Source organism: Peribacillus sp. R9-11 (genome assembly GCF_031345095.1).
Lineage (GTDB): Bacteria > Bacillota > Bacilli > Bacillales > DSM-1321 > Peribacillus > Peribacillus butanolivorans.
The window spans coordinates 5,156,976-5,181,893 of record NZ_CP133763.1 but is presented as its reverse complement, the minus strand read 5'-3'; the positions used below and the strand labels follow the sequence as shown (position 1 = coordinate 5,181,893).

32 protein-coding genes are annotated in these 24,918 nt (G+C 38.8%); 15 read left to right on the top strand and 17 right to left on the bottom strand.

From position 1 onward, the window contains the following. Positions 1–10: 10 nt before the first annotated feature. The 5 genes from ribD to RE409_RS25205 all read left to right on the top strand — a co-directional run bounded on the left by ribD (position 11) and on the right by RE409_RS25205 (position 4,190). Positions 11–1,105 (top strand): bifunctional diaminohydroxyphosphoribosylaminopyrimidine deaminase/5-amino-6-(5-phosphoribosylamino)uracil reductase RibD, encoded by a 1,095-nt coding sequence (ribD, locus tag RE409_RS25225; RefSeq protein WP_056524761.1) that lies wholly within the window; start codon positions 11–13, stop codon positions 1,103–1,105. A gap of 24 nt (positions 1,106–1,129) precedes the next feature. Continuing rightward, positions 1,130–2,224, top strand: a complete 1,095-nt coding sequence (locus RE409_RS25220; RefSeq protein ID WP_201222739.1) for an FAD-dependent monooxygenase — start codon at positions 1,130–1,132, stop codon at positions 2,222–2,224. A gap of 16 nt (positions 2,225–2,240) precedes the next feature. Then, on the top strand, positions 2,241–2,804 hold the full coding sequence (locus RE409_RS25215) for a 5' nucleotidase, NT5C type (protein ID WP_201187181.1): 564 nt from the start codon (positions 2,241–2,243) through the stop codon (positions 2,802–2,804). A 138-nt stretch (positions 2,805–2,942) separates the two neighbouring features. Next, positions 2,943–3,341 carry a hotdog fold thioesterase gene (locus tag RE409_RS25210; protein WP_201187179.1) on the top strand — a complete coding sequence of 133 codons (399 nt, stop codon included), beginning with the start codon at positions 2,943–2,945 and terminating at the stop codon, positions 3,339–3,341. Between the two features lie 129 nt (positions 3,342–3,470). Continuing rightward, positions 3,471–4,190: an MOSC domain-containing protein gene (locus tag RE409_RS25205; RefSeq protein ID WP_201187177.1), complete on the top strand. Its 720-nt coding sequence runs from the start codon at positions 3,471–3,473 to the stop codon at positions 4,188–4,190. 59 nt (positions 4,191–4,249) lie between these two features. Here RE409_RS25205 and mnhG read toward each other — a convergent pair whose 3' ends face one another. From mnhG to RE409_RS25155, 10 genes are all read right to left on the bottom strand, one after another. Further along, on the bottom strand, positions 4,250–4,588 hold the full coding sequence (gene mnhG, locus RE409_RS25200; protein ID WP_053348732.1) for a monovalent cation/H(+) antiporter subunit G: 339 nt from the start codon (positions 4,586–4,588) through the stop codon (positions 4,250–4,252). Beyond that, the gene (locus RE409_RS25195) at positions 4,572–4,808 is read right to left on the bottom strand and encodes a Na(+)/H(+) antiporter subunit F1 (RefSeq protein ID WP_376110396.1); all 237 of its coding nucleotides are present in this window, start codon (positions 4,806–4,808) and stop codon (positions 4,572–4,574) included. Before RE409_RS25195 ends, mnhG begins: the two co-directional genes overlap by 17 nt. A 47-nt stretch (positions 4,809–4,855) precedes the next feature. Beyond that, positions 4,856–5,332 (bottom strand): Na+/H+ antiporter subunit E, encoded by a 477-nt coding sequence (locus RE409_RS25190; protein ID WP_053348734.1) that lies wholly within the window; start codon positions 5,330–5,332, stop codon positions 4,856–4,858. Between the two features lie 6 nt (positions 5,333–5,338). Beyond that, entirely contained in the window at positions 5,339–6,820 is a 1,482-nt protein-coding gene (locus RE409_RS25185; protein WP_201250291.1) for a Na+/H+ antiporter subunit D, read from the bottom strand. Further along, complete coding sequence (locus RE409_RS25180) at positions 6,813–7,154, bottom strand: Na(+)/H(+) antiporter subunit C (protein ID WP_056525719.1); 342 nt, start codon at positions 7,152–7,154, stop codon at positions 6,813–6,815. Before RE409_RS25180 ends, RE409_RS25185 begins: the two co-directional genes overlap by 8 nt. Continuing rightward, positions 7,154–7,576 carry a Na(+)/H(+) antiporter subunit B gene (locus RE409_RS25175; protein WP_201222743.1) on the bottom strand — a complete coding sequence of 141 codons (423 nt, stop codon included), beginning with the start codon at positions 7,574–7,576 and terminating at the stop codon, positions 7,154–7,156. The genes RE409_RS25180 and RE409_RS25175 overlap by 1 nt, the downstream gene beginning before the upstream one ends. Continuing rightward, entirely contained in the window at positions 7,573–9,978 is a 2,406-nt protein-coding gene (locus RE409_RS25170) for a Na+/H+ antiporter subunit A (RefSeq protein ID WP_309558253.1), read from the bottom strand. The genes RE409_RS25175 and RE409_RS25170 overlap by 4 nt, the downstream gene beginning before the upstream one ends. 243 nt (positions 9,979–10,221) lie before the next feature. Further along, the gene (locus RE409_RS25165) at positions 10,222–10,479 is read right to left on the bottom strand and encodes a hypothetical protein (protein WP_242485363.1); all 258 of its coding nucleotides are present in this window, start codon (positions 10,477–10,479) and stop codon (positions 10,222–10,224) included. Then, entirely contained in the window at positions 10,476–11,078 is a 603-nt protein-coding gene (locus RE409_RS25160; RefSeq protein WP_201187169.1) for a transglycosylase domain-containing protein, read from the bottom strand. The genes RE409_RS25165 and RE409_RS25160 overlap by 4 nt, the downstream gene beginning before the upstream one ends. Positions 11,079–11,115: 37 nt before the next feature. Then, positions 11,116–11,484, bottom strand: coding sequence for a transglycosylase domain-containing protein (locus tag RE409_RS25155; RefSeq protein WP_309558252.1), 369 nt, complete (start codon positions 11,482–11,484; stop codon positions 11,116–11,118). 284 nt (positions 11,485–11,768) lie between these two features. On the opposite strand from RE409_RS25155, the gene kapD reads away from it, so the two are divergent. Continuing rightward, positions 11,769–12,392: a 3'-5' exonuclease KapD gene (gene kapD / locus RE409_RS25150; RefSeq protein WP_309558251.1), complete on the top strand. Its 624-nt coding sequence runs from the start codon at positions 11,769–11,771 to the stop codon at positions 12,390–12,392. Positions 12,393–12,432: 40 nt separating this feature from the next. Here the strand turns inward: kapD and RE409_RS25145 are convergent, their stop codons facing one another. After that, positions 12,433–12,819 (bottom strand): kinase-associated lipoprotein KapB, encoded by a 387-nt coding sequence (locus RE409_RS25145; protein WP_053348743.1) that lies wholly within the window; start codon positions 12,817–12,819, stop codon positions 12,433–12,435. A 236-nt stretch (positions 12,820–13,055) separates the two neighbouring features. Here RE409_RS25145 and RE409_RS25140 point away from each other — a divergent pair, with 236 nt between their 5' ends. Further along, positions 13,056–13,589, top strand: coding sequence for a peptidylprolyl isomerase (locus RE409_RS25140; protein ID WP_053348878.1), 534 nt, complete (start codon positions 13,056–13,058; stop codon positions 13,587–13,589). 256 nt (positions 13,590–13,845) lie between these two features. Here the strand turns inward: RE409_RS25140 and RE409_RS25135 are convergent, their stop codons facing one another. After that, positions 13,846–14,355, bottom strand: a complete 510-nt coding sequence (locus RE409_RS25135; RefSeq protein ID WP_201222747.1) for a DUF2798 domain-containing protein — start codon at positions 14,353–14,355, stop codon at positions 13,846–13,848. A 179-nt stretch (positions 14,356–14,534) separates the two neighbouring features. Beyond that, positions 14,535–15,095 carry a TetR/AcrR family transcriptional regulator gene (locus tag RE409_RS25130; RefSeq protein ID WP_309558250.1) on the bottom strand — a complete coding sequence of 187 codons (561 nt, stop codon included), beginning with the start codon at positions 15,093–15,095 and terminating at the stop codon, positions 14,535–14,537. A gap of 411 nt (positions 15,096–15,506) precedes the next feature. Between RE409_RS25130 and RE409_RS25125 the strand changes: the two genes are divergently transcribed. The 4 genes from RE409_RS25125 to RE409_RS25110 all read left to right on the top strand — a co-directional run bounded on the left by RE409_RS25125 (position 15,507) and on the right by RE409_RS25110 (position 18,158). Next, positions 15,507–15,731, top strand: coding sequence for a hypothetical protein (locus RE409_RS25125; protein WP_053348746.1), 225 nt, complete (start codon positions 15,507–15,509; stop codon positions 15,729–15,731). A 210-nt stretch (positions 15,732–15,941) separates the two neighbouring features. Next, positions 15,942–16,418 carry a GNAT family N-acetyltransferase gene (locus RE409_RS25120; protein ID WP_056525694.1) on the top strand — a complete coding sequence of 159 codons (477 nt, stop codon included), beginning with the start codon at positions 15,942–15,944 and terminating at the stop codon, positions 16,416–16,418. A gap of 43 nt (positions 16,419–16,461) precedes the next feature. Further along, positions 16,462–17,076 carry a PH domain-containing protein gene (locus RE409_RS25115; RefSeq protein ID WP_053348748.1) on the top strand — a complete coding sequence of 205 codons (615 nt, stop codon included), beginning with the start codon at positions 16,462–16,464 and terminating at the stop codon, positions 17,074–17,076. A gap of 326 nt (positions 17,077–17,402) precedes the next feature. After that, complete coding sequence (locus tag RE409_RS25110; RefSeq protein WP_053348749.1) at positions 17,403–18,158, top strand: TraR/DksA C4-type zinc finger protein; 756 nt, start codon at positions 17,403–17,405, stop codon at positions 18,156–18,158. A 48-nt stretch (positions 18,159–18,206) separates the two neighbouring features. Here RE409_RS25110 and RE409_RS25105 read toward each other — a convergent pair whose 3' ends face one another. Beyond that, positions 18,207–19,391, bottom strand: a complete 1,185-nt coding sequence (locus RE409_RS25105) for a MalY/PatB family protein (RefSeq protein ID WP_309559313.1) — start codon at positions 19,389–19,391, stop codon at positions 18,207–18,209. 94 nt (positions 19,392–19,485) lie between these two features. Between RE409_RS25105 and RE409_RS25100 the strand changes: the two genes are divergently transcribed. Beyond that, a complete protein-coding gene (locus RE409_RS25100) occupies positions 19,486–19,746 on the top strand; it encodes a DUF1871 family protein (protein WP_201250297.1) in 261 nt (86 codons plus the stop codon). A gap of 39 nt (positions 19,747–19,785) precedes the next feature. Here the strand turns inward: RE409_RS25100 and RE409_RS25095 are convergent, their stop codons facing one another. Continuing rightward, entirely contained in the window at positions 19,786–20,631 is an 846-nt protein-coding gene (locus RE409_RS25095; protein ID WP_201222751.1) for an alpha/beta fold hydrolase, read from the bottom strand. Between the two features lie 327 nt (positions 20,632–20,958). Between RE409_RS25095 and RE409_RS25090 the strand changes: the two genes are divergently transcribed. Next, positions 20,959–21,459, top strand: a complete 501-nt coding sequence (locus RE409_RS25090; RefSeq protein WP_053348753.1) for an Lrp/AsnC family transcriptional regulator — start codon at positions 20,959–20,961, stop codon at positions 21,457–21,459. After that, entirely contained in the window at positions 21,456–22,622 is a 1,167-nt protein-coding gene (locus RE409_RS25085; protein ID WP_056525678.1) for an aminotransferase, read from the top strand. Before RE409_RS25090 ends, RE409_RS25085 begins: the two co-directional genes overlap by 4 nt. A 164-nt stretch (positions 22,623–22,786) precedes the next feature. On the opposite strand, the gene RE409_RS25080 is transcribed toward RE409_RS25085, so the two are convergent. Beyond that, positions 22,787–23,140, bottom strand: a complete 354-nt coding sequence (locus RE409_RS25080; RefSeq protein ID WP_053348755.1) for a helix-turn-helix domain-containing protein — start codon at positions 23,138–23,140, stop codon at positions 22,787–22,789. Positions 23,141–23,622: 482 nt separating this feature from the next. On the opposite strand from RE409_RS25080, the gene yugI reads away from it, so the two are divergent. Beyond that, positions 23,623–24,027 (top strand): S1 domain-containing post-transcriptional regulator GSP13, encoded by a 405-nt coding sequence (gene yugI / locus RE409_RS25075; RefSeq protein WP_201187152.1) that lies wholly within the window; start codon positions 23,623–23,625, stop codon positions 24,025–24,027. A 487-nt stretch (positions 24,028–24,514) separates the two neighbouring features. Here the strand turns inward: yugI and RE409_RS25070 are convergent, their stop codons facing one another. Then, entirely contained in the window at positions 24,515–24,748 is a 234-nt protein-coding gene (locus tag RE409_RS25070) for a DUF378 domain-containing protein (protein WP_056525676.1), read from the bottom strand. Positions 24,749–24,918 lie beyond the last annotated feature (170 nt).

Sequence of the window (24,918 nt, the reverse complement as noted above, 5' to 3'; positions counted from 1 at the left end):
GAATGTGGCTATGAATAATGATCAATATTACATGAAATTGGCGCTTGATTTAGCGGCCAGTGCTAAAGGAAAGACGAATCCTAATCCAGTAGTTGGGGCAGTTATAGTTAAAGACGGTGTCATCGCTGGAACGGGGATCCATCGTAAAGCGGGTGAGCCGCATGCAGAGGTTCATGCGTTTAAAATGGCGGGGGATTATGCGAAAGATGCGACTCTTTACGTCACTCTTGAGCCATGTTCTCATTATGGAAAGACACCTCCGTGTGCTAATTTAGTAAAAGAATCAGGTGTACGTCGAGTTGTAGTGGCTACACAAGACCCAAACCCTGAAGTTGCAGGAAGAGGAATTTCAATTCTTCGGGATGCAGGAATTGAAGTGGAAGTCGGAGTTTTGGAAAAGGAAGCCCAAAGATTGAATGAGCGTTTTATTCACAATATGATAACAAATCGTCCATTTGTCATTTCCAAATATGCGATGACACTCGATGGCAAGCTTGCGACCCATACAGGCCATTCTAAGTGGATTACAGGAGAAGAGTCTCGCCATTCCGTTCATCTTCTTCGTGATGAAGTCGATGCTATTCTCATCGGTATTGGGACTGTATTGGCTGATAACCCATCCTTAACGACTCGGCTTCCAGAAGGCGGAGGGAAGAACCCGATACGAATTATTTTAGACAGTGAACTCCGTGTTCCATTAGATGCCAATGTTGTTCAGGTATCGGATGCTAAAACCGTGATTGTGACGCAGGAAAATGCATCTGTAGATAAAATTGCTGCCTTAAGTGAAAAGGGAATTGAATTCATTATTGTTCCAAAAACAGATGCGGGTTTGGATTTGAGAATTCTGATGGAAGAACTATATAAAAAAGGAATAACGGATGTCTTACTTGAGGGCGGAAGCGAAGTAAACGCCTCATTCCTAAGGGCAGGACTCATCGATAAGTACTTGATCTATGTCGCACCTAAACTATTAGGCGGGAGAAACTCGCTTACACCATTTAGCGGAATCAATGTAGATACAATGGATGAAGCAATGGATGTTTCCATCTCTAGTGTGGACATGTCTGGAGAGGATATCTGTATCATTGCTTATCCTAAATAAAAAATAGACAACAGGTGAAAAAGCATGGTGGTTAAATCAGATGTATGTATTGTCGGATCAGGACCAGGAGGAGCGCTATTAGGCTACCTATTGGCCAAACAAGGCATATCAGTCATCCTACTTGAGAGGCATTCAGAAGTAGCAAGAGAGTTTCGGGGTGAGTTTTTAAACGATGAAGGAGAAAGCATTCTTAAAAAGCACGGCTTATTCGAGGATGTGGAAGAGCTTGGCTTGCTTAGAATGGAGCAAATTGAATATTGGCAGGACGGCCAAGTATTTAAGCGGATTTTTCCCGAAGTTACTAAAGATAACCTTGGCATCCATGTCCCTCAGAATCACCTGCTTACTGCTATATTGAATGAAGCTGAAAAGCTCGATTCTTTTCAATTGATGATGAACACAAGGGTGACTGACTTAATTCAGAACGAAATGGGCCAATTTACCGGTGTGGAAGCTCGAAAAGAAGAAAACAACATTAGAGTGGAAAGCTCATTGATTATTGGGGCGGACGGCAGATTTTCAACTGTTAGAAAGAAAGCGAAAATTCCTGTGGTTATTAAAAACCATGGCTATGATTTGCTGTGGGCTAAGATTCCTGCTCCACAGGGATGGAAACCTTCCATCAAGATGGCTTTGGTCAATGATTCCCAGCTTGCTCTCTTCACTCAGGCAGGAGGTTTCATACAAATCGGGTGGAATATTGAACATGGTTCGTATCCTCATCTGCGAAAACAACCCTTTGAGCCATTTATTGAAAAATTGATATTAGCCTTCCCAGAGTTAAAGAGTGTGGTGCGAGAAAATATTCATTCCTGGCAGGATTTTATTTTATTGGATGTTCACAGTAGCTATTGTGAAACGTGGACAAAAGATGGGGTTGCTTTATTGGGCGATGCGGCCCATACGATGACACCTACAGGCGCATTTGGCCTTAATTGTGCAATGAAGGATGCAGATATATTAGCTGATCTTATTCAAGAATGCATCATGCAGCAGGATACCAGCTTTTTTGGTCTGAAAATGGCTGAGCCGAAAAGAAAAGCTGAGATTGAAAAATTACAGGCCGTTCAGGTGGACAAGGAAATTTCCTTCGCATCACAGTTTGCCGTTTATGTTTGAATGAGGAGTGAAGGATATGAAATTTGGTTTTGATATAGACGATACTCTTATTAATTTGAGGGAGTTTGCGTTCCATCTCTATAATAAAAAGCTTAATAAGAATGTAGAGTTAACGGAATTCAGGGCATTAAAAACGCTAGAGATCCATGAAGCTTTCGGGTTGGATAAAGAGGCAGGAGGAAAGATGTGGAACAGCCTTGCGGAAGAAGTCTATTATTCATCCTGTCCAGCCTTTGAGGGCGCAGTAGAGACGTTACAGGAGCTTGAAAGCGAAGGACATGAAATATACTACATTACCGCCAGAAAATCGGAGCATGGTGAACGGACGAAAAAATGGTTGATCGAAAACGGCTTTCCAGTTAAGGACGAACATTTTTACTGCGGTATGAAGGATCATGAAAAAATTGAAACGATTCGCGAATTGGAATTGGATTATTACTTTGATGATAAACCGGCAGTTTTGGAAACATTATTGGATATTCCAACGAAAGTATATGCTATGGACAACTCCTATAACAGAGAAATGGATATTCCAAGATTGACAAGTTGGTTGGAACTGAAAGAGATTCTTTCAAAGTAACGCACTATCAGTATAGGATGAAGGATGACTTGATTAAACTGAGTCATCCTTTTTATATATAATAATTTCCTGTTGTATTACTTAATGAAAAGGTAAAATTATCTAGATAGTAAAAAAACAAAATGTGGGGGTATAGAGATGGAGATTAATATCGAAAAGTCACTGATCGGTACGCTTGGAATTGAAATGAAAGAAATAAGTGATGGGAAAGTCGTTGCGACGATGCCAGTTGATGAACGAACAAGGCAGCCGCTTGGTTTATTGCATGGAGGAGCATCTGTAGCCCTTGCGGAAACAGTCGCAAGCGTTGGTGGAATACAGCTTGTTGATAGTACGAAACAAGCGGTAGTTGGTCTTGAAATCAATGCCAATCATGTAAGAGGCGTGCGTTCTGGTCATGTTATCGCAGAAGGGAACATAATCCATCGAGGGAAGTCAACAATGGTATGGGATGTGAAAATCAGGGATAACAAAGATCAACTTATCTGCATCTCACGCTGTACATTAGCTATAATTGATTTACCAAAAAGTGAGTAAAATGAATGAAGTTGATTTTAGAAATAACGCAGTGTTTTTGTAATTTAGTTCCTTTTCTTGATTCTACATTTCTTGGGTTAAGTATAGTAATGTTGTAGACCTTTATTGTTTAGAAAGGAGTTTTCTCTTATGCTGGTTGGTCATGTACAAGAGATAACCCGTCACCCGGTAAAATCGTTTACAGGGGAACAGGTACAAAAAACTAAGGTTATGGGATATGGATTATATGGAGATCGCAGCCATGCCTTTAAAGATAAGAATGGAAAGTTTTTAACGATTACTCAAGTTCCTGAAATGGTCCGTTATCAAGCCGTTTTTTCTGGAGAGGAAGCTCTGGACCATTATCCGGAAATTCAAGTGAAGACTCCTTCAGGAAACGTGTTAACCTGGGGAGATACAGCCTTTCAAGAAGAAATGGATCAGCTGTTAAAACAGGAGGCATCATTCGTTGAGTATTCACCGGCACATATTCCATTGGGAGCAATTGAAGAAGAGAGCATCTTACTTGTGAGCGACGCCTCGATTGCCAAATTGACAGAGCTTTGGGGAAAAGAAGTAGATGGCAGGAGATTTAGGCACAATTTGGTGCTGTCACTAATGAACAAAAAACCCTTTCTAGAAGAGAAGTGGTTCGGAAAGAGACTTCAAATCGGAGATCGTGTTGAATTGGAAATTAAAAGGCATTGTGAGCGCTGTATGATTATAACAGTCGATCCAACCGATTCAAAAAGAGATCCATCTCTTTTAAAAACAGTAGTCAAAGAAAGAAAAAATCATTTTGGCGTGTATGCCTCGGTAATTCGAACTGGTGAAATCAGTTTGGGAGATCAAGTATTTTTAAAGGATTAAGACATACAAAAGAGCTGCCCCTTTCAACAGGGCAGCTCTTTTGGTTTGGATATAACGAATCATCGGTTCTTCTTCAAATCATCCTGGACACTTTTATCCCACATTTTAACACCGGAATGGTAAGCGGAGCGGTTGATTAAATGTCCGGCTACGGGGCTTGTCATGAAGATAAAGAAAATTGCAAGCACGACACGGAAATCGAAGTGGCTATGCTTATAATAAAAATATAACAATGTGCCGATTAGGATGAACATGATTCCGAGTGTTGAACTTTTGGATGCAGCATGATTTCTTGTATAGACATCAGGCAGTCGAATGACACCGAAAGCTGAGACTAGAAAGAGAAATACCCCAATTAAAATGAATCCAGCTGATAGGATTTCAACGATTTCGATCATTTTCGATAATCTCCCCTTTCTCAAGGAATTTAGCGAAAGCGACCGTTCCGATAAATGATAGGATTCCGAGCAGCAGAATGGCTTCAAGATAAGCGCTTGTATCCATAACGATGGAGGCAAGCGCTACGATTGCAATAAGGTTTATACCCATCGCATCAAGTGCAACGACCCGGTCCGGCACGGATGGTCCTTTAATTAAACGATATAAAAAACCAATCATGGAAAGGGAGACACCGAGCAACGCGATTTTAAGTAAAAGATCAAACATTATTTGCTCACCTCCATAATCGCTTTTTCAAATGTATTTTTAATGCTGTCTACGGCTTCTTCTTTGTCGGCGATATCCATCGCATGAATATAAAGAATTCGATTATCTTCTGAAACTTCAACGACAAGTGTTCCGGGGGTCAGTGTAATTAAATTTGATAGTATCGTAATTTCCCAATCTTTTGTAAGCACGGTCTCGAATGCAAATATGCCAGGCCTCATATCCAGTTTGGGCTTAAGCACGACCTTAAGGACGCTAACGTTTGATAATATGAGCTCCCTGGCGAAAATCAGGGTTAATTGAATGACAGCTTTCACCCGATTCAGGTAAAAACGCTCAGTGAAAAAATGACGGAAGACAAACATGATACCGAGCCCTAATACATAGCCGATGATAAAGGTGCTCCCGTTAAATTCATTTTTTAAAAACATCCAGATAACCGCCAGGAACACATTCAGTAAAATTTGAAAGGACATCAGGCACTACTCCTTTAAAACCGCATCGATATAAATATCGGGATTCATTAATGTGTCAACAGCTTGTGAAATAAAAGGATAAATTGATTCTGTTCCAACTCCGTATAAAACGGAAAGGACAACAAGGAGAACAGCAGGAACAAGCATCTTATTAACCGTATTTTCAGCTAGGGTATAATCTGCTTTTGGAGTACCCCAGAAGCCATTTATGAAAATCTTCATCACTGAGTATAAAACCATTAAGCTTGATAATAAGACTGCAGCCATTCCAAAGTAGGCCTCTTTTTCTGCAGCTCCCTGAAGAATCAGCAGCTTGCCAGCGAATCCGCTGAAGGGAGGAATCCCTGCCAATGATATAGCTGCAATAAAAAAGGTCCAGGCAAGGGCAGGGTATTGCTTGATCAGTCCTCCCATATTCCGTAAATTATCTGATCCACTAATTTTAATCATGATACCAACCAACAGAAAGAGTGCTGCCTTAATCAGCATGTCATGAATGATGTAAAGAATGGAACCAGATAAGGCCTGCTCATTCATCAAGGAGATTCCGAAAATGATAACCCCAACTGCAATGATGATATTGTAAATGATAATTTTTTTAACATCCCAATAGGCGATCGCACCAATGACACCGATGATGATGGTTAAGATACCAAGTATCGCTAAAAAAGTATGGGTGAAATTTTGGTCATGATAAAACATCAGTGTATAGGTCCTGAAAATAGCGTAAATCCCGACCTTGGTCAGCAACGCTCCAAATAGAGCCATCACTGGGATAGGTGGGGCATAATAGGACCCAGGGAGCCATTGGAATAACGGGAAAATAGCTCCCTTCAAACCGAATACGATTAAGAAACCAATGGCAATCACCGAGATGATCCCAGGCTGGTTAACCTCTGATATCCGCTGGCTGAGGTGTGCCATGTTCAAGGTGCCGAGAACTGAATACAGGTATGCGACCATGATGACGAAAAAGGCAGATGATAGTACATTGACGATAATATACTTCAATGATTCTCTCAGCTGGATTTTCGTTCCTCCAAGTACGAGAAGCACGTAAGAAGCCATCAGCATGACTTCAAAGAAGACGAATAAATTAAAGAGGTCTCCCGTGAGGAATGCTCCGTTAACACCAATCAGTAAAAATTGAAATACAGGATAATAATAGTGTGTTTCACGTTCTTTACCAATAGAGTAAAACGAGTAAATCAATATAGCTAATCCAATGATATTCGTGGTTAGAACTAGCAGCGAGGAAAGCATGTCAGCGACAATCACAATCCCAAATGGAGCATCCCAGCTACCGACACCGAGTGTCAAAATCCCTTGATTATTAACGGAAAGCACTAAATAAAGGGATATTACGATTCCAATAAGGGAGGAAAATAGAGAAATCCCTCGTTGGAGCTTGATTTTTTTTGCAAAGAAGATGAGGATAATGCCTGTAAAAAGCGGCCATAAAACAGGCATAAAAGTTAGATTATTCATTTGCTTCCGTACCTCTCATTTCTTCCATATCATCAGTTCCAAGCTCCTGATAGGTTCGGTAAGCAAGCACCAGTAAAAATGAGGTGACACCGAAACTGATGACAATCGCAGTTAAGATAAGTGCTTGCGGAAGCGGGTCAACATAGGATGCCACTTTATCGCTAAGCAATGGAACCGAGCCGCCTTTTAAACCGCCCATCGTCAAAATTAAAAGATGGGCACCGTGACTGAGCAAACCAGTTCCTATTATGATTCGTAAAATACTTTTTGAAAGCATTAAATAGGTCGCACTCATAAATAAAATTCCAATGACAATGGCCATTAAAAGTTCCATTATTCACTCTCCCCAATCGTTTGAATAATGGTCATCGTTACACCAACAACCACAAGATAAACACCTAAATCAAAAAGTACTGCCGTATGAAGCGAGATGTGCCCAAGAATAGGTAGGTCGATATATCGGTACACATGGGTCATGAGCGGAACCCCGAACACTAACCCACCAGCAACAGTCAGGCTTGAGATGAACAAGCCTGAACCAATCATTAATTTATAGTCAATCGGCAAGATCTTGGTGACGGTTTTAATGTCATAAGCGAGCAGAAGCAGGACAATTGCTGCTGAAGTCATCAAGCCGCCGACAAACCCGCCCCCTGGCGAATAATGGCCGCCTAAAAAGATTGCTACCGAAAAAAGTAAAATAACAAAGGCGGCTACCTTCGTCACCGTTTGAAGAATCAGGTCATTTTGTTTCATGATTTATCTTTCCTCCCTGTCAGCCGCAATTTAATCATCGCGAAGATTCCGAGCGCAGCGATAGAAAGAACACTAATTTCGAACATCGTATCAAGTCCGCGGAAGTCAACTAGAATGACATTTACTACGTTTTTCCCGCCTGCTTCCTTGTAAGCATTTTCAAGATAATAACTTGATATAGAATCAAATAGTTTGTTGCTGTGAGCTGATAAGGCAATCAATGTGACGATGGTACCTACACCAATAGAAATCAATGCGTTATTCAATCTGAAGGTCATCCGCTCTTCTTTTCTGCTTGCCAGTAACGGTAAGTGGAAGAAACAGAGCAAAAACAGAGCGACTGAAATCGTTTCGATGACTAGTTGAGTTAACGCTAAATCCGGTGCCCGGAATAAGACGAAAAATAGAGAAACCGTATAACCAACAGCTCCTAATAGGATAATGGATGTTAAACGGGATTTTGCAAACAGAATGGAAATTGAGCCAATCACGATAATCGCCGCTAAAACCAATTCATATAAACCAATCGGGGCAAAATTCCCTGTATCTAATTTAAATGCATCCTTCCAATAGAGGGCAAAGCCCAATGATAGAATAAAGAAAAGGAAAATCGATAATAAATAGGTCCGAATAGAGCCTGTCATCAGAAATTTCATGACAGAGGAAGCGGAGCGTTCGAGCACTTTTAGCCCATTATCATACAGAGTGTTCAAAGAAAAACGTTCAGGCAACCACTGATAAATCCTTTCCCATTTCGGAAACGTTTTATATAAAATTAACCCTATTACAATGATGCCAATCGTCATCCATAATTCTGGTGAGAATCCATGCCAGAAAGCGATATGAACTTGGAAATTCGAATCTACTAAGTTTGGCTGTATGCTGGCTACCGCCGGTTTTATAATTGACGAAGACAGCAGATTTGGAAAAATTCCAAAAACAATGACCAAGGTAGCAAGGATAATCGGAGAAATTAACATGCCGATTGGTGCCTCGTGCGGCCTCTTTTCTAATAGATGGAGCTGAAGCTTGCCAGTAAAGGGCTTGAGCACGACAATCATGCTGTAAATAAATGTGAACACGCTAGCAACCCAAGCAAGAACGGGGAACAATACTCCCCATGTCTCCATATTAAAAATATCTAGTTCTAATACATTCACCATACTGGCCAAGAACATTTCTTTACTTAAGAAACCATTGAAGGGTGGAAGGCCTGCCATTGAAAAAGCACCGATGACGGCCACGGTAAAGGTGATTGGCATCAGCTGCATCAATCCGCCGAGCTTCCGGATATCCCGGGTGCCAGTTTCGTGATCAATAATACCAGCAACCATGAATAGACTGCCTTTAAAAGTCGCATGATTGATTAAGTGGAAAACAGCTGCCACCGTGGCTGCCAAGTATATATTTTCACCCAATGTGTCATAGTGGAGTGCTGCTGCTCCAAGTCCCAATAGAGACATGATCAAGCCGAGCTGACTGATGGTGGAGAATGCCAGAATCCCCTTTAAATCGGTTTGCTTGACTGCAGAGAACGAACCCCAGAATAGGGTAATCAAGCCGGCAATCGAAACGCACCAGAACCAAACGCCAGATTCTGCGAAAGCTGGGCTTAAACGGGCAACCAGATAAATTCCCGCTTTGACCATTGTGGCGGAATGAAGGTAAGCGCTGACCGGTGTCGGAGCTTCCATCGCATCAGGAAGCCAGATATGGAATGGAAACTGTGCGGATTTAGTGAAGGCACCAAGTAACACGAGCAAAAGTGCGGGAGTGAAGAGCGGGTGGTCCATCAACTCTCCGCTTTGTGAAATCAATTCACGTATGCTGAATGTGTTCCCCATAATGGAAAGGAGGATGATTCCTCCAAGCAGGCTTAAGCCCCCGAACACGGTGATAAGCAGGGATTTTTGTGCTCCATAACGTGAGCGCTCCCTTTCGTTCCAATATCCAATCAATAAAAAGGATGATAAACTCGTAAATTCCCAAAAGGAATAAAGGACGATTAAGTTATCAGAAAGTACAACACCAAGCATCGCACCCATGAAAAGCAAGAGGAAGACGTAAAACTGATTCAGCTTTTCTTTCACTTTTGATAAATAAAAAATCGAATACAAAATTACGAGTGAACCAATTCCTGTAATGAGCAGTGCAAATAAAAGTCCAAGTCCATCTAGATAGAAATCAACATGAATTCCGAGAGAAGGAATCCATGTAGCTCTTTCCGTAATTACTTCTCCTTGTTTGGTCAATGAAATGAACCGTGAAAAATAGGTGAAAAGTATAACAGGTAAAATTAATACAAACCATCCTGTATGTATTTGTCGAAATAGTTTGTATAAGAACGGTACTATAATTGCTAATAGAAACGGTGATAATACAGCCCAATGAAGCAAAGACATAAACTCCCCCCTTTTAAACGAAGTTATTCGTCTTATTATGCATTTTTTCACGCAATCCTAGACGTTAGGATATCTTCGTTGAATGTGTTTTTTATTAATAAATGTTTGTCTTGCTTAAAAGTATAACGTAATTTTTCAGGGTTTGCATGGCTTTAGGAGCAGGGGTGGCATGCCGAAATAAAGATTTATATATAGGTAGAAAAGGAGAGAAAATCGACCTAAAAAATTTATTTATAAGTGATTTTAATGGAATAATAAATGCCATCCATTGTCGAATTGAATAATATCTTGCATAATCCCGTAGTTGTCACCGCTGTAATTTTTCGGACAATAGCTATTGCTGCAATAGCTGGCCCCGCTTACAAGTTGAGTAATATCCGCATTTGTTTCTTCGATATAGGGTGCATAATCAAGAAGTGGTTTAATGGCTGATCCTGGCTGCCTATAGCTTTGGTAAGCTCGATTGAAAGAATTTTTTTTATAATCTTTTCCCCCAATCAAAGAGACAAGCTCGTGCGTATGATGCTGTATAACCACTGTAGCTCCCTCGATATCATTGACGCCGATTTTGATTGCACAGCAGTCTTAGACTGGGTTTGCAGCTTAGTATCTAGTGCGGTATGGATGGTTACACCGGAATTCAAAAGCTTTTCGACCCTTTTATTCAGCTCGACTTCCGCCTGCTGACGTGTAGCTTCATTAGAACTTTGCAAAGACTTTGTGAGACCTTCAGAGGATGCTTCCAGGTTTTTCAACTCTTGATGAACATATGTCACATAATCGGGATATAAGTCGATCGTGGTGGACAAGTCTAATTTAATTGTTTCTTTGACAAGCTTTTCATACTCGTTCTGTTTTAATTTACCTTCTGCGACCATTTGCTTTAGAATCCGTTCCTGACGCTTTTTCGTTTTATCAAAATGTTTAAGAGGGTTATAGATTTCGGGATTATTAGGAATCGCTGCTAGGAATGACAATTCTGCTTTTGATAACTCCGCATTTGGTTTACTGAAATAAAACTGGGAAGCAGCTTCAATTCCGTAATCTTCATTATGGAAATAAATAGCGTTCATATATAACTCAATGATTTCTGATTTCAATATTTTTCGTTCTAACTGATAGGCATAAAAGAGTTCACTAAGCTTCTAAATCATTGTTTTGTGAATTGACTAAAAGCGCCCTGCTGATACCGGTTATATCAACACCTGCATGTTCATAAAAATTTTGATCTTCTGTAACAATGAACAAGTCTTCTAGGAACAAAGGTATATCTTCAAGTTTCAGGTAAGTTCGTTTTTCACCATTGGAAATTTCACTTATTACTTTTCCATTTGCGGCCGTCATATAACTTGTCCGAGCCAGTTCGATAGTTTCAATGGGAATTCTCTCGTCGAGAACATGATTGGGAGATTGGGTTTTAGACCACTCTTTATAGGAAAGAAAAATAAGAATGGATAAAACAGGAAACAAGAAGAAAATCGTGATATAAGCAAGATACGTGCGCATAGTTCAACTTCCTAACTAATATATTTTTAGTATATTTCTGGAAAAGTATAGGGAATAAAGAATGGTACTTTCGATTTATGAATCCATCACAATCCAATTAAGGAAGACAATAAAGAGTTTTAAAAGAAATTGGGAATCGTCAGTCGCAATGACACTGAATATCTAGGGTAGTAAAATCCAATAAAAATTTTTCTAAATCTTCTGTTATAATATTCTCATGAGAATATTGAAAACCAAATTTTGGTTGATATGAAGATGTCAGGAATAAGAAGGGGGTCATAAAAATGGAGGAACAACAGCAATATATATTCATTGATTTTGAATTTACGATGCCTGAAGGAAAATCGAATCCAGTAGGGTTTTATCCGGAAATTATTGAGGTCGGTTTAGTCTCAGTTATAAATGAGACAATCCAAGAACAGTTCTCTTCCTTTGTTAACCCGTTGAAATTTCCAGTCTTAACGGGAAGATGTAAGAAATTCTTGAATATCACCCAAAATCAGGTGGACCGGGGGATTTCATTTGAAGAGTTGGTTTCTTTATTGAAGAAAATAGATGAGCAAGCTCCATCGACAATTGTGACTTGGGGAAATATGGACATGAAGGTACTACGGCAGAACTGTCAGAAATCAGGATTAAAGTTTCCTTTTTCTGGTAAACAAGTGGATCTTTGTTTGGAATACAAACGCTTTTTCGGAGATCAAAATCAAACCGGATTATGGAAGGCTGTACAGGCCTATGGTAAAGAAGGGACAGGCAAGCACCACAGAGCCCTTGATGATGCGATTACGACCTATAACATCTTTAAGTTAGTCGAGAAAGATAAGAGTTATATGCAAAATCATGAACCGACGACAATTGGCGATCGCATTGATTTATCGAAGGTATTGAATCATTTAGCGTTATAAAAGCCAAATCAATTACTACTGATTTGGCTTTTATCATGCTTTATTTGAAATAATCCGCTGCTAACTCTTCAAGCAACTGTAAGCTTTTATTATTCCATTCTGTGTGGACTTCGCTTAAAGTTCGTGCCATATTCTCAACAGCTTCTCTTAATGATTCCTTATACTCAGGAATTTCCTCTTCAAAGACCCTGACCATATTCTTCGGTACATTGGTTCTCTCGCGGAATGCAAGTGCACGACGTTGATGAAACATGGAAACTTCTGTTTGCTTCGGGTTATGAAGATCTCCCTGCATAGGATGCTTCACAACTGCCAACACTTTTACAAGATATGAAGTAGGCCTGATATCATTGATTTCGCCGATGTATTTCCCTGTTTTATATATGGCAGTAACCTTGTCGCCAATGTTAAATTCCTGTTCGGACATTTTTCATCCACCTTTCTTTTAGCTTCCTTCATGATACATAAGAACAACGATTTTTCACAGCGAATTTGTTTAATTTTCGCAAAGATGCTTTTTTTACAAAAATCGTGTAAAGTGTACAAATGAAGGTTGAAAATGGAGATGTAAGCCATTTTATTTAAAAAAGAAAGAGGTTATGAACTGTGACAAACTTTCCACAATTAACAAACGAAGTATTGGAAAATGAAAAAGCGGTCATTATGCAAACAACGCAAGGCGATATTAAAATTAAACTGTTTCCCGAACTGGCTCCAAAAACAGTAGAAAACTTCTTAACACATGCTGAAAACGGTTACTATGAAGGGATTATATTCCATCGTGTCATCAAAGATTTCATGCTTCAAGGCGGAGATCCTACAGGAACTGGAATGGGTGGTGAAAGTATTTGGGGCGCTCCATTTGAAGACGAGTTCTCTATGCAATTATTCAATCTGCGAGGAGCTCTTTCCATGGCGAATGCAGGACCAGGAACAAATGGCAGCCAATTCTTCGTTGTTCAAGCACAGCACGTAGACAGCAGAATGGGTGAACAAATGAAGCAAGCCGGTTATCCGGAAGAAATCATTAACGCTTATATGGAACAAGGCGGCACACCATGGCTTGACCATAAACACTCTGTCTTTGGACAAGTTATCGAAGGCATGGATGTTGTTGATACGATTGCTAACGTAGAGACAGTTGCCGGAGACAAACCAGCTGTTGACGTAGTCATTAAGGGTATTACCATTTTATAATCGTCAAAATGAAACGAGGGGCTTGATGCCTCTCGTTTTTACTAGCGTTCCAAACGTTTTTACTAGCGTTCCAATCTTAGCGTTGGCCACACCCGCATAATTATAAAAATAATTTCAATGGCTGGAGCTAAAAAAGCTGCTGCAAATCCTATTTTCACTCCAAAGATAGCTGATGCGGTCGAAATAATTGTTTCTACCTGAATACAAATCCATTCCTATGATAGCTCATTAAATTAATTTCTTTCGTTAAACAATGTTATTTTGTCATCATCGATGCATAATTTTTTTTATCTTGATAAGCATGTAATTTTACCATCGCAAATCTTGCAATTGGTTGAATCACTAAACTCTCAGCTATAAGTACGATCAAGAAATTTCTTGGCCAATTCGTTAAAAATCTACTAAATATTTCTGAACTAATACCGTTTCCTACGATATCCCCAATAAGCGTCATACACGCTGACATTCCCAATACAGTGAATAAGATCCTAAATAAAATCTTTGCATTAAAGCTATCTGCTGGTTCTGTAAATTTCCCAACTAATTTTTCTGCAATAGGACCTACGATTACCGGTTCCATAATCATCGCAATAATCCACATAATCGGTAACGTTTTAAGTATCAGTAATACAACATTCCCATCTAATTTTTCTGAAATTAGAATGATACTTAGCGTCGTCATCAACAAAACAGTCAGCGTACAAATGATACCGCCATATAACGCTCCTTCTTTACCGTTTCTAGGTAATCTTGTTTCTAGTTTCATGTTTTTCTTCCTTTCAAAAAAAGTATTTCAGATAGTATCAATACATGATTTAGTGCTTTAAAAGCATTTGCATCACAAATGCTAAGGCAATATTTAATACGGATTCACTAAAAAGTCCAACAAGTCAGTTACTAAAAGAGAGCCATAATAGACCCTGTTTAGTTTTGTTTATTCACTTATTAATACGAATTTAATAAATTTGGTAATACCTGTGAAATCATTTTTAGTGGATCACTTGTTTTCTTTGTTAAACAAAGCATAATAGCACCTTCAATAGAAGCTGTCATCATTAGAGAAATTGAATCAGTTGTTTCTTTCGAAAAACCATCTGCTACTAACTTGTTCGAATAAATCTCTTGAATATTTGTGAAAGATTGATCACAGGCATTCCTGACTGGTTCACTTAGTAATCCCATTTCGCTAACGATGCTGCTAAATGTATAACCAGTAATCATCCCATCTCGATCATATTGAACGATCAATTCCTCAATCATCGCTTGTGTAGCTGCTTGAGTAGATGGATAATTTTGAAAAATTTCTTCCATATGCGTTGTAATTGCTTCATTTAATGAATGAAGACAAGCGATGAGTAATTCTTCTTTTCCGTTTGGAAAGTGATGATAAAGCGAACCTTTTGAAATGTTACATGCTTTTAAAATTTCGTTTAATCCTACTCCCAAATATCCTTTTTGCTGGAAAAGACTTGTCGCGATGTCGATTATCCGCGATTTCGTATCCATAATAAACACCCTCCATACCAACCGGTCTATTTTTAAATATATCAAAATAACATTTTATAAGTCAAGGCATTTTTAACTCTCTAACAGTAATGGTTTTCACGATTTATACACAAATATTAGTGAACTTTTTCCTTCTACCCTTCCTCAAAACACGTCAAAATATCCTTCTATTTCACCTTACTTAATGGATTTTGTCGACATGATTGCTAACGTTGAGACAGTGGCTGGAGATACACCAGCTGTAGACGTATTCATCAAGGGTATTACCCTTTAATAATCGTCAAAGGTAAGCGAGGGGTTTGATACCTCTCGTTTTATAAAGTTTTAGTGGATTTGGCCCACTAGTGGATTGTTCTGGTAATTGTTATAATGAGATAAAGAAGTTATTTTCTATCAGGAAGGATGTATCGGATGGACTTTCTTAATCATACTTTATTAGGTTTGTTTCTTTACTTTCCAGAAGACAAGACTGAATATATCTCGGCAGGTATAACATGTTTCATCTTTTTAATTGCAGCTGTTTTTACGATGCGAGCCATCATAAAATATTCAAAAAAAGAAGAAATGAAAACAAAACAATTTGAAGATGAAGTCACTAAAAGAAATCAACGTATAAAGGATGATTCTCTTTCTTAAACTAAAAAAGCTGCGAGCTCATTCATGAGAGATTGCAGTTTTTTATTATATTCTATTGGTAATTTGAACATTAATTATCCTGTTATGAATGGGATTCGATTTTGATAATAGGTCGTAAAGTCCCTGTATACATAATAAACTGTTCCTTTATCAGCATAAGCATTTTATACTATAAGGATATAGATAGAATTTTTGGGGGCGTAAATTGTTATGCAAATCGTAGCTAAAAGAATGATTGCGGCAGATACGGTTAAGAGTTTTTTCATGCAGCATTGGGAAACGACTCAAGTCGTTTTTTCTAGAGGCTTGTTTCATTATGCAGAACTTGAGGGATTTGGGGTGATGGATGAGAATGAAAAAATCACTGGATTAGGGACATACAAGATGGCCAATCAGGTATGTCAGATCATTTCTTTGAATAGTGAGCATGAGAAGCAAGGTGTGGGCTCATCGTTGCTTTATGTGATAGAAAATATTGCAAAGGAAAAAAATTGCCATACTATTAAAGCGATTACAACCAATGATAATTTACAGGCATTGAAGTTTTTCCAAAAGCGTGGCTATGTCATTTCAGAAATTGTGAAAAATGCAGTCGAAGAATCAAGAAAAATCAAGCCTGAAATCCCATTTTACAGCTTTGATGGAATTCCGGTACGAGATGAGATAATACTAGAGAAATATTTATAATATGGTAGAATTTAACTGAGTATGAATAGAGGAGGAATGGAATTTGTTTAAGAAAATTGCGGCTGATGCACTTGGTCTCAGTGATATTGGAAGTGTGATTAAGCCTGCCGACTATGACAAGGTGGATGCAGATGATTACATCATGCACGAAGATGAGGAAAAAATTTATTTCCTGATTAAATCGAAAACCGATGAATACTGTTTTACGAATCAGGCGTTTATCCATTTGGATGGTACAAGTGCCATTAGTAAAAAGCGTACACTTACAAGGTATAGCTATAGCCAGCATAATATTTCCAACGTGACCCTTGAAACGGCAGGCACCGTGGATTTGGATGCAGAAATTAAATTTTCGATTGGGGCAAAAACTTTTTCCATTGATGTTCATAAAAAATTCATCGAAGAATTAAAGGACTTGTTCAAATCACTTGTTAAAATATCGGAAATTTGTCATGAAAATGAGTATGCCCTTCAATATGCCCAGCAAAGTGTAAACCTTGCTTCTTCCACTTTGAACCAGGTTCGGACTGAAGGAAGTCAAATGGCCGCGAGTTTTAAGGATATTAATTCCGCTGCTTTTGAATGGTTGATGGACAGCCGGAAAAAGTATCATATTAAAGATTTCGGTTATGTTTTTGAAAAATATATCAATAATTAAAAAAGAGGCGAACACAGAATGATGTGTCCGCCTTATTTTATTTAAGTCGCATCTAATAATCCCCCGCGATCCCCTATTGTTTAGACTTACACGAAAGTTTACGCTTTGATACGAATATTGCATCATCATCTGCATCTTACCGAATTGTCTGGAACGATTATGTTAATTAATCCTCTTTGGAAAAACACACGAAAAGCCCATCTTTTTGAATTTTATTAGTTTTTGTTCTCTCTTCCGATTTATTCTTGAGGTAAAAAGTACCTTTATGGAATGAAGTAAAGATAGAAATACTAGAGAGAAGAAACGATTATGAAAGGATGTTGCACATGCTATCTAATCAGCAAATAAAAAGCTTTCAACAGCAATTGCAGCACACAAAGCAGGAGTTGGAAAAGCAATTAAATGACTCGGGTGACTTTGGTTTAAGAAGAAGTCAAGATGATTCGACTGGTGAGTTATCGAGCTATGATAATCATCCTGGTGATCAAGGAACAGAATTATATGAGCGTGAAAAAGATTTGGCGCTGGGTGAGCATGTCCGAGATGAAATTAGGGATATTAATCGAGCCCTTCAAGCAATTGATGCAGGAGAGTATGGGAAATGTGAAGTTTGTTCAAAAGAAATTCCTCTTGACCGTTTGAGCATTATCCCGACGACTACCTTTTGTGTTGAACATTCGCCATCTCAAGAAACTTCTGACAATCGGCCGGTAGAAGAGGAAGTGTTGGGACCTCCATTTGGAAGGTTTGATTATGATGGGCGGGACGAATCGGTTGCATTCGATGCGGAGGATTCATGGCAGGAAGTTGCTAGCTATGGAACATCTGAAACGCCTTCTGATTTTGCTTATCCTCCTAACGATTATGAAGATATGTATGTCGAGTCTGAAGAAAATATTGGGTATGTTGAAGATTATGAAAATTTTGTTGGCGTGGATATATACGGTAAGGAGATAACGGTCTATCCTAACTCCCAGTATCAAGAATTGAAGGAAACACTTATTGAAGAAAATATACAAACATCGATTGGGGATCTGCCTCGTTATGAGCATGATCCATATGTAGAAGAAGAGAAGGACTAATAGAAAAAAGCAAAGAACCAGGCTTCAAACCTGGTTCTTTGTTATTTCTTATGAAAAAGCCACTTTTAATCGATTAAGCCCATCCAACAGCACACTGCGTGAACAACCAATATTCATCCGGACGAAACCTTCTCCGCCTGGGCCATATTTTGAACCAGGCTCTAATGCGAGCTTCCCTTGATGGATCAGTCGTTCCTTAATTTCCTTGTCGTTCAATCCTAGATCACGGCAGTCAATCCATAAAAGGTAAGAGGCATCCGGATGCATGACGTTCAGTGCAGGAATTTCAGCAGCAATGAATTCCTCTGCCACTTTTATATTCTCCTCGATGTAAGCAATCATGTCTTTCAGCCAGGGTAAGCCCTCTCGATACGCGGCTTCCATAGCTGTTAAAGCTAGGATGTTCAGTCCATGAAAGGCCAGTTTCGTTTGAGCCTTTTGCAATTGCTTCTGCAGTTTTTCATTACTGGTGATCAGGAATGAAGCCTGAATGCCGGCTATATTGAATGTTTTACTTGGTGCCATTAACGTAACTGTTATATCCGATAATTGTTCTGAAAGTGAGGCGATGGGATAATGTCTGGATGTTGAATGGAATAAGTCAGCGTGAATCTCATCACTGACTATGATTACATCATATTTTACACAGAGCTCGCCAATCCGCAGGAGTTCGTCTTTTGTCCAAACGCGTCCGCCGGGATTATGTGGACTGCAAAACAGGAATAGTTTCACTCCACTTTTCAGCTTGTCTTCAAAATCCGTAAAATCAATCTTAAAGCGATCGTCTTCTATGATAAGCGGACTGTTGACCACTTCCCGGTCATTATTTTTGACCATATCAAAAAATGGTGTATAGACCGGTGATTGTACCAATATTTTATCACCCGGGTTCGTGAATGCTTGGATCGTTGTACCGATGGCTGAAACGACGCCAGAGCTAAATGAGATCCATTCCTTTGTGATGGGCCAGGAGTGCTGGTCTCTAAGCCAGCTTTGAATTTCGGTGAAAACCGTTTCGGAAGGGACGGTATAACCGAAAATCGGATGATTCAGGCGTTCAATTAACGCTTTTTGAATGCCCTCAGGAGAAGGGAAATCCATATCGGCAACCCACATTGGCAGTACATCTTCTCTTCCATACAATGATTTAAGCGAGTTTTTATCCCATTTTACTGATCCGGTATTTTCCCTGTTAATGTGTTCTTCAAAAATTGACTCTTTCAAAATATCCACCACCGATTTAAAAATTTGTCGTCTTCGCGAAAAGCGTGTTGTTATGATACTATGATATCATGTTCTCTGAATATATTGAGCAGGTGATGATTATATGGATACACAGCAAATGAATTTAGCGTTGGTTGCTGTTTTGCAAGAATGGGACCCTTTTCAGATTGGCGGGGAACTATATGAGCCCGAAATTGCGGATACAGTTGTTGCAATCCGAGATATAGATAACCCACAGGAACTGGCGATAAAAATAAAATCTATCTATGAGTTCGCATTTGATGCGCCCGTTATGATGGAAAAATGTCTGGATGTTGCAAAGAAGCTGCTAATCATAAAGAATGATGCCAGCTGCTCGATCTAAAGACTGTGAAGGATGACCCGAAATAAGGGTCATCCTCTTTTATGTTTGGATAGTCGGTGTCCTTAAAAATTCCTTAATTAAGTGATACACTTCTTCGGGATTCTCCTCTGGAAGCAGATGTCCTGAATTTTCTAAGACGGCAAGTTTTGAATTAGGAAGGTCTTTATGTAACCTTTCACCAATCTTCAGGGGTACTACTTTATCATGCCGACCCCAAACAAGCAGACAAGGCGTTTGAATCGAATAAAGGTCCTCCTCTAATAAATCGACTTCCTTATCGCGTAGCATCCTTCCTAGCGCACGAAATATATCATGCTTCTTAATGAATGGTTCTAGATAGCCTTGCCGCATTTCATCATCAATCATGGCTTGATTATGAACAACGTTTTTCAAGTTCTTTTCTATCCCCGACTTTTGTAGATACCGTTTTATTCCGAACGAAAAGAAAGGCAGATAGCTAATCATCTTCATTTTTTCTGAATAGCTAGGCTGATAGCCTGAACCGGCAAGGAGAATCGCATGTTCGACCAGGTCCGGATGTGATTTAATGAGTTGCAAGGAAACCTGGCCACCCATAGAGTGCCCGATGATACTAAATTTCCTGATGTTTTTGCCTTCTAAAAACTGGACAACGGATTTGGCGATATTCTGGAAAGAATATGTATATCGATAAGCTTTCCCGCTTTGACCGAATGGAGGAAGATCTATCGAGATTACATTGAAATCTTGGATTAAATAAGGTACTAATTTACGGAAGCTGAAGCTGGATGATAAAAACCCATGCAGTAATACAAGGGTCGGAAAGGAATCATTAATTTGATCATATTCAAAATAGATATCAATATTTCCCACCTGTTCGATGCCTTTAATTGTGTGACCTTCCATATAAAGCTCCTTCTCTATTATTATTTCTCATCTAAATAAAAAGAGATATTGTCTCAATCACAGATTTTCCCTGAAAATCCAAAAATTCTGTCCTTTAACGCTGTTGCATAACAGTAATTGTAATAATAACCATGAAAAAAGACAATTACTATAACAGGTTTTCAATCAATTTTGATATAATAGTGTAAGTTTATCCTGACAGAATAGGACTTATTAATTTATATTGTCGTACTTGATTCTATAAAAGTCTAATAAGGTAATTCATCAGACTATCTGCCAGCCAAACATCACGTCTAAATTAGTGAATTCCAAAAGGGGGGTTTTCCAATGCACTTGAATGAAGAGGAATTGGAAGTCTTGAGAATCATTGAAAATAACAGCCGGATTGATCTGAAGGATTTGGCGAAAATGACCGAGTTATCAGAAGCGGACATTGAAGTAACATTAAAAAAATTAGAAGACATGCGTGTGATTGTCCGTTATTTAACAGTTATTAACTGGGCAAAAGTGGATGAATACCATGGTGTCACTGCGATGATTGATGTAAAAGTTACACCAAAACGCGGTGTTGGTTTCGATGAGGTCGCAAAACGAATTTACCGGTTTAAAGAAGTAGAGTCCGTCTATTTAATGTCTGGAGCCTATGATCTTTCCGTCATCGTCGAGGGACGTTCGATGAATGAAGTGGCAAGCTTTGTATCAGAAAAACTTTCGACACTTGATTCTGTTATATCTACTACGACTCACTTTATTATGAAAAAATACAAGCATGATGGCACTATATTTGATCAAACTGAAGAAGATAAGCGGATAGTGGTGTCACCATGATTAAAACGAGTTATGTTTCAAGGACGATTGCAGAGCTAAAACCATCAGGAATTCGCCGCTTCTTCGACTTGGCTGCCAATTTGGAGGGTGTCGTCTCACTTGGTGTAGGTGAACCAGATTTCGTTACATCATGGGCAGTAAGGGAAGCAGCTATCAACTCATTGGAGGAAGGATATACCTCATATACAGCTAATGCCGGATTATTTGAATTAAGGTCAGAGATCAGCAAATATATGGAGAAGCAGTTCCATGTTTCGTATAGACCTGAGGATCAAATTATTGTAACGGTTGGAGCAAGCCAGGCGCTCGATATTACGCTGAGAACTATTTTGAATCCAGGTGAAGAAGTTATCGTCGTCGAACCTTGTTTTGTCGCCTATGCACCCCTAGTGACCATGGCAGGGGGGATTCCAGTCACGGTTCAAACCTCTAAGGATGATGACTTTAAGTTAACACCCGAACAACTTGAAGCGGCGATTACTCCTAAAACGAAGGCCGTTTTAATCTGTTCGCCGAATAACCCTACAGGTACTCAACTTGAGCAGGCAGAATTAGTGATGCTTGCTGATATCGTTAAAAAACATGATTTACTAGTTATTTCCGATGAAATCTATGCGGAGCTTGCTTATGATGAGGTATTCACTTCTTTTGCAGCTATTGATGGCATGATGGAACGTACAATCGTAATCAATGGATTTTCTAAAGGTTTTGCGATGACTGGATGGCGTCTAGGATTTGTATGTGCGCCTAAAGAAATTTCTGAAGCAATGCTGAAGCTTCACCAATATGCGATGATGTGTGCCCCAACTATGGCGCAGCATGCAGCATTGGAAGCATTAAAGCACGGGATGCAAGATGTGGAAGAGATGCGAAGGAGTTATCGAAGAAGAAGGAATTATATAGTGAAATCGTTCAATGACATCGGTCTGGACTGTCATAAACCAGGAGGGGCCTTTTATGCTTTTCCATCTATCGAAAAAACAGGGATGACTTCGATGGAATTTGCAGAAAGACTTCTGAAGGAAGAACTAGTTGCTGTTGTGCCGGGAGATGTATTTGGAGAAAGCGGTGAAGGGCATATCCGTTGTTCTTACGCTTCTTCCATGGAGCATCTTCAAGAAGCACTGAAAAGAATGGAACGTTTCATGAAGAATCATTGTTGAATAAAAGCAAAAAAATAGGGATCCTGTCGTTACTTACGACGGATCCCTTTTCCATAGGGGGAATTAGAAAAAAGAGTTAATCTAATGGATTAACATAGAAAGTGTTAATCATAGTATATCCGATAATTTGGAAAAAAATACATGTGCAACCAGCATTTTTTTAATTAAGTTTGTGTGTTATATAATTTATTCATAACATTCAGAATTTGCTCTTCACTAAAATCTTTAGCTGTTCTTAGGATAAGTATTGCCTTTTCGGTTCCAATCTCCTCAATTAGCTTTTCGATTTCCTCGTCAACACCAGCGGCATTCACTGTTGGACTAACTTTTAAAAATTCTGAAGCTGGAATATCAAGAACGGTAGAAAGCCGCAAAATGGTTTGTGTATCAGGGACTGACTCACCTGATTCATACATTTCAATTTTCTTGGTGCCAATACGTAATTTTAAAGCCAGTTCCTGCTGAGTGAGGTTATGATCTTCTCGGTACTGACGGATGTTCTTCGCGATATTTGACATTGTCAAGCACTCCTTTATCAGGAAATATTCTTTATATGATTATTTTACCATATTATAGTATAAGTAAAGTGAATGAATATGTATGTTTTGTGAAAAAACGCCACATCGAGAAAATATCGAAGCGGTGTATTTGGGATGTTACATTAGATTTATCGACTTGAGAAACACGGGGATATTCATGATTGGTACGATGTAGCGAATCAAGAAAAACCAAACTCTTCAACATTAGGTAGTGTTTTAAAATTACAATCTTTAGAAAAATAAGTGAATATGTTAAAGGAAATCATGTTTAATTGCATATTTTTAGGTTAAGTTATAAATAACAATCTTATAATAATAAGTATTTCCAAAAAACAAACATTTTTATTGAGTAAAAACCTAAAAAGTATGATATACTTAACTTTGATTATTTTCCAATTATGTGATATAATTTTTTATTGCGTGAAAAGACGAAAAAATATATATAAAATAGGAGTGTTACCATGTCTGAAAAATTCGAAATTGGTGCGGTAGTTACTGGCAAAGTAACTGGTATTCAACCATACGGTGCATTTGTTGCTCTAGATGATTCAACTCAAGGTTTAGTTCATATTTCTGAAATTACTCACGGATTCGTAAAAGATATTAACGAACATTTAAAAGTGGGCGATGAAGTAAAAGTTAAAGTGCTTTCTATCGATTCAGCTGCTGGAAAAATTGGCTTATCGATCCGCGCAACAGAAGAAGCTCCTGAGCGTACTGAAGCTCCGAAAAAAGCTCCGAAAAAACGCCAAGCATCTGTTAAAGCAACATCTCACATCGAATCTACTGAAGGCTTCAACTCTTTGAAAGACAAACTTCAAGCTTGGATTGAGCAATCTCAACGCGAAGACCTAATCAAAAAATAATTTTTTTAACCGACAGATCCTTTGATCAGTCGGTTTTTTTGTGCTTATTAGCATTTTCATATAGCATTTCGACCCTTCATATTCAAATCATCAACTCGCCAAAGTGCGGGTTATCTCTGTTTGAACGGTGAAAATAATTGCTTCTATCGGGAACTTTCATGGTCGGACGACGACAGCCATGCCGCTCTCCAATACGAAATATAGAGATGAATTCCACTTGTTTTTATTACTGATAAATTAAGTCAGGTGGAAAATGTTTGCTTGTGATTGAAGAAGAATTGAAGTCGGATATATAAACTCTGTAAAGCTGTAAGAAAATGCGAAAACATCATTCGATTTGTACTCCGATGTAATTGATAAGCCAGAAATTGATTAGGACTTTGAACGCATTGAAAAAAAGTATTAATTAAAATAAAGCCGGGGCATGAGGTTATCATGGACCGGCTTTATTTATAGGACAAACAAATTATCTATAGACCTAAGACTTTCAACGAGTTGGTTTAGCTTCAGGCTCTCTTGAAACTTCAGGACTTGGTTTGAAGAGAAGACCAAGGTTAATAAGACCGGCAATTCCTACTATTCCATAAACGATACGAGCCAATGCAGCATCTTGTCCGCCGAAGATAGAAGCAACTAAATCGAATTGGAAAAACCCGATTAATCCCCAATTCACGGCACCGATAATTGTAAAAACAAGTGCAGTTCTTTGTATTCCACTCATTGTACAGCCTCCTTTTTTAATAAGTAGTTCTTTATTTATCATGCTTTTTCACCATGCAAATATACATCCGGACAAAACTTCCGAACGGATACTTTGTATTTATATGGAACTTTCGGCATAATGAAGAAAAGCAAAAACTCACCATTGCCCAAGAGGTGGATATTGTGGCC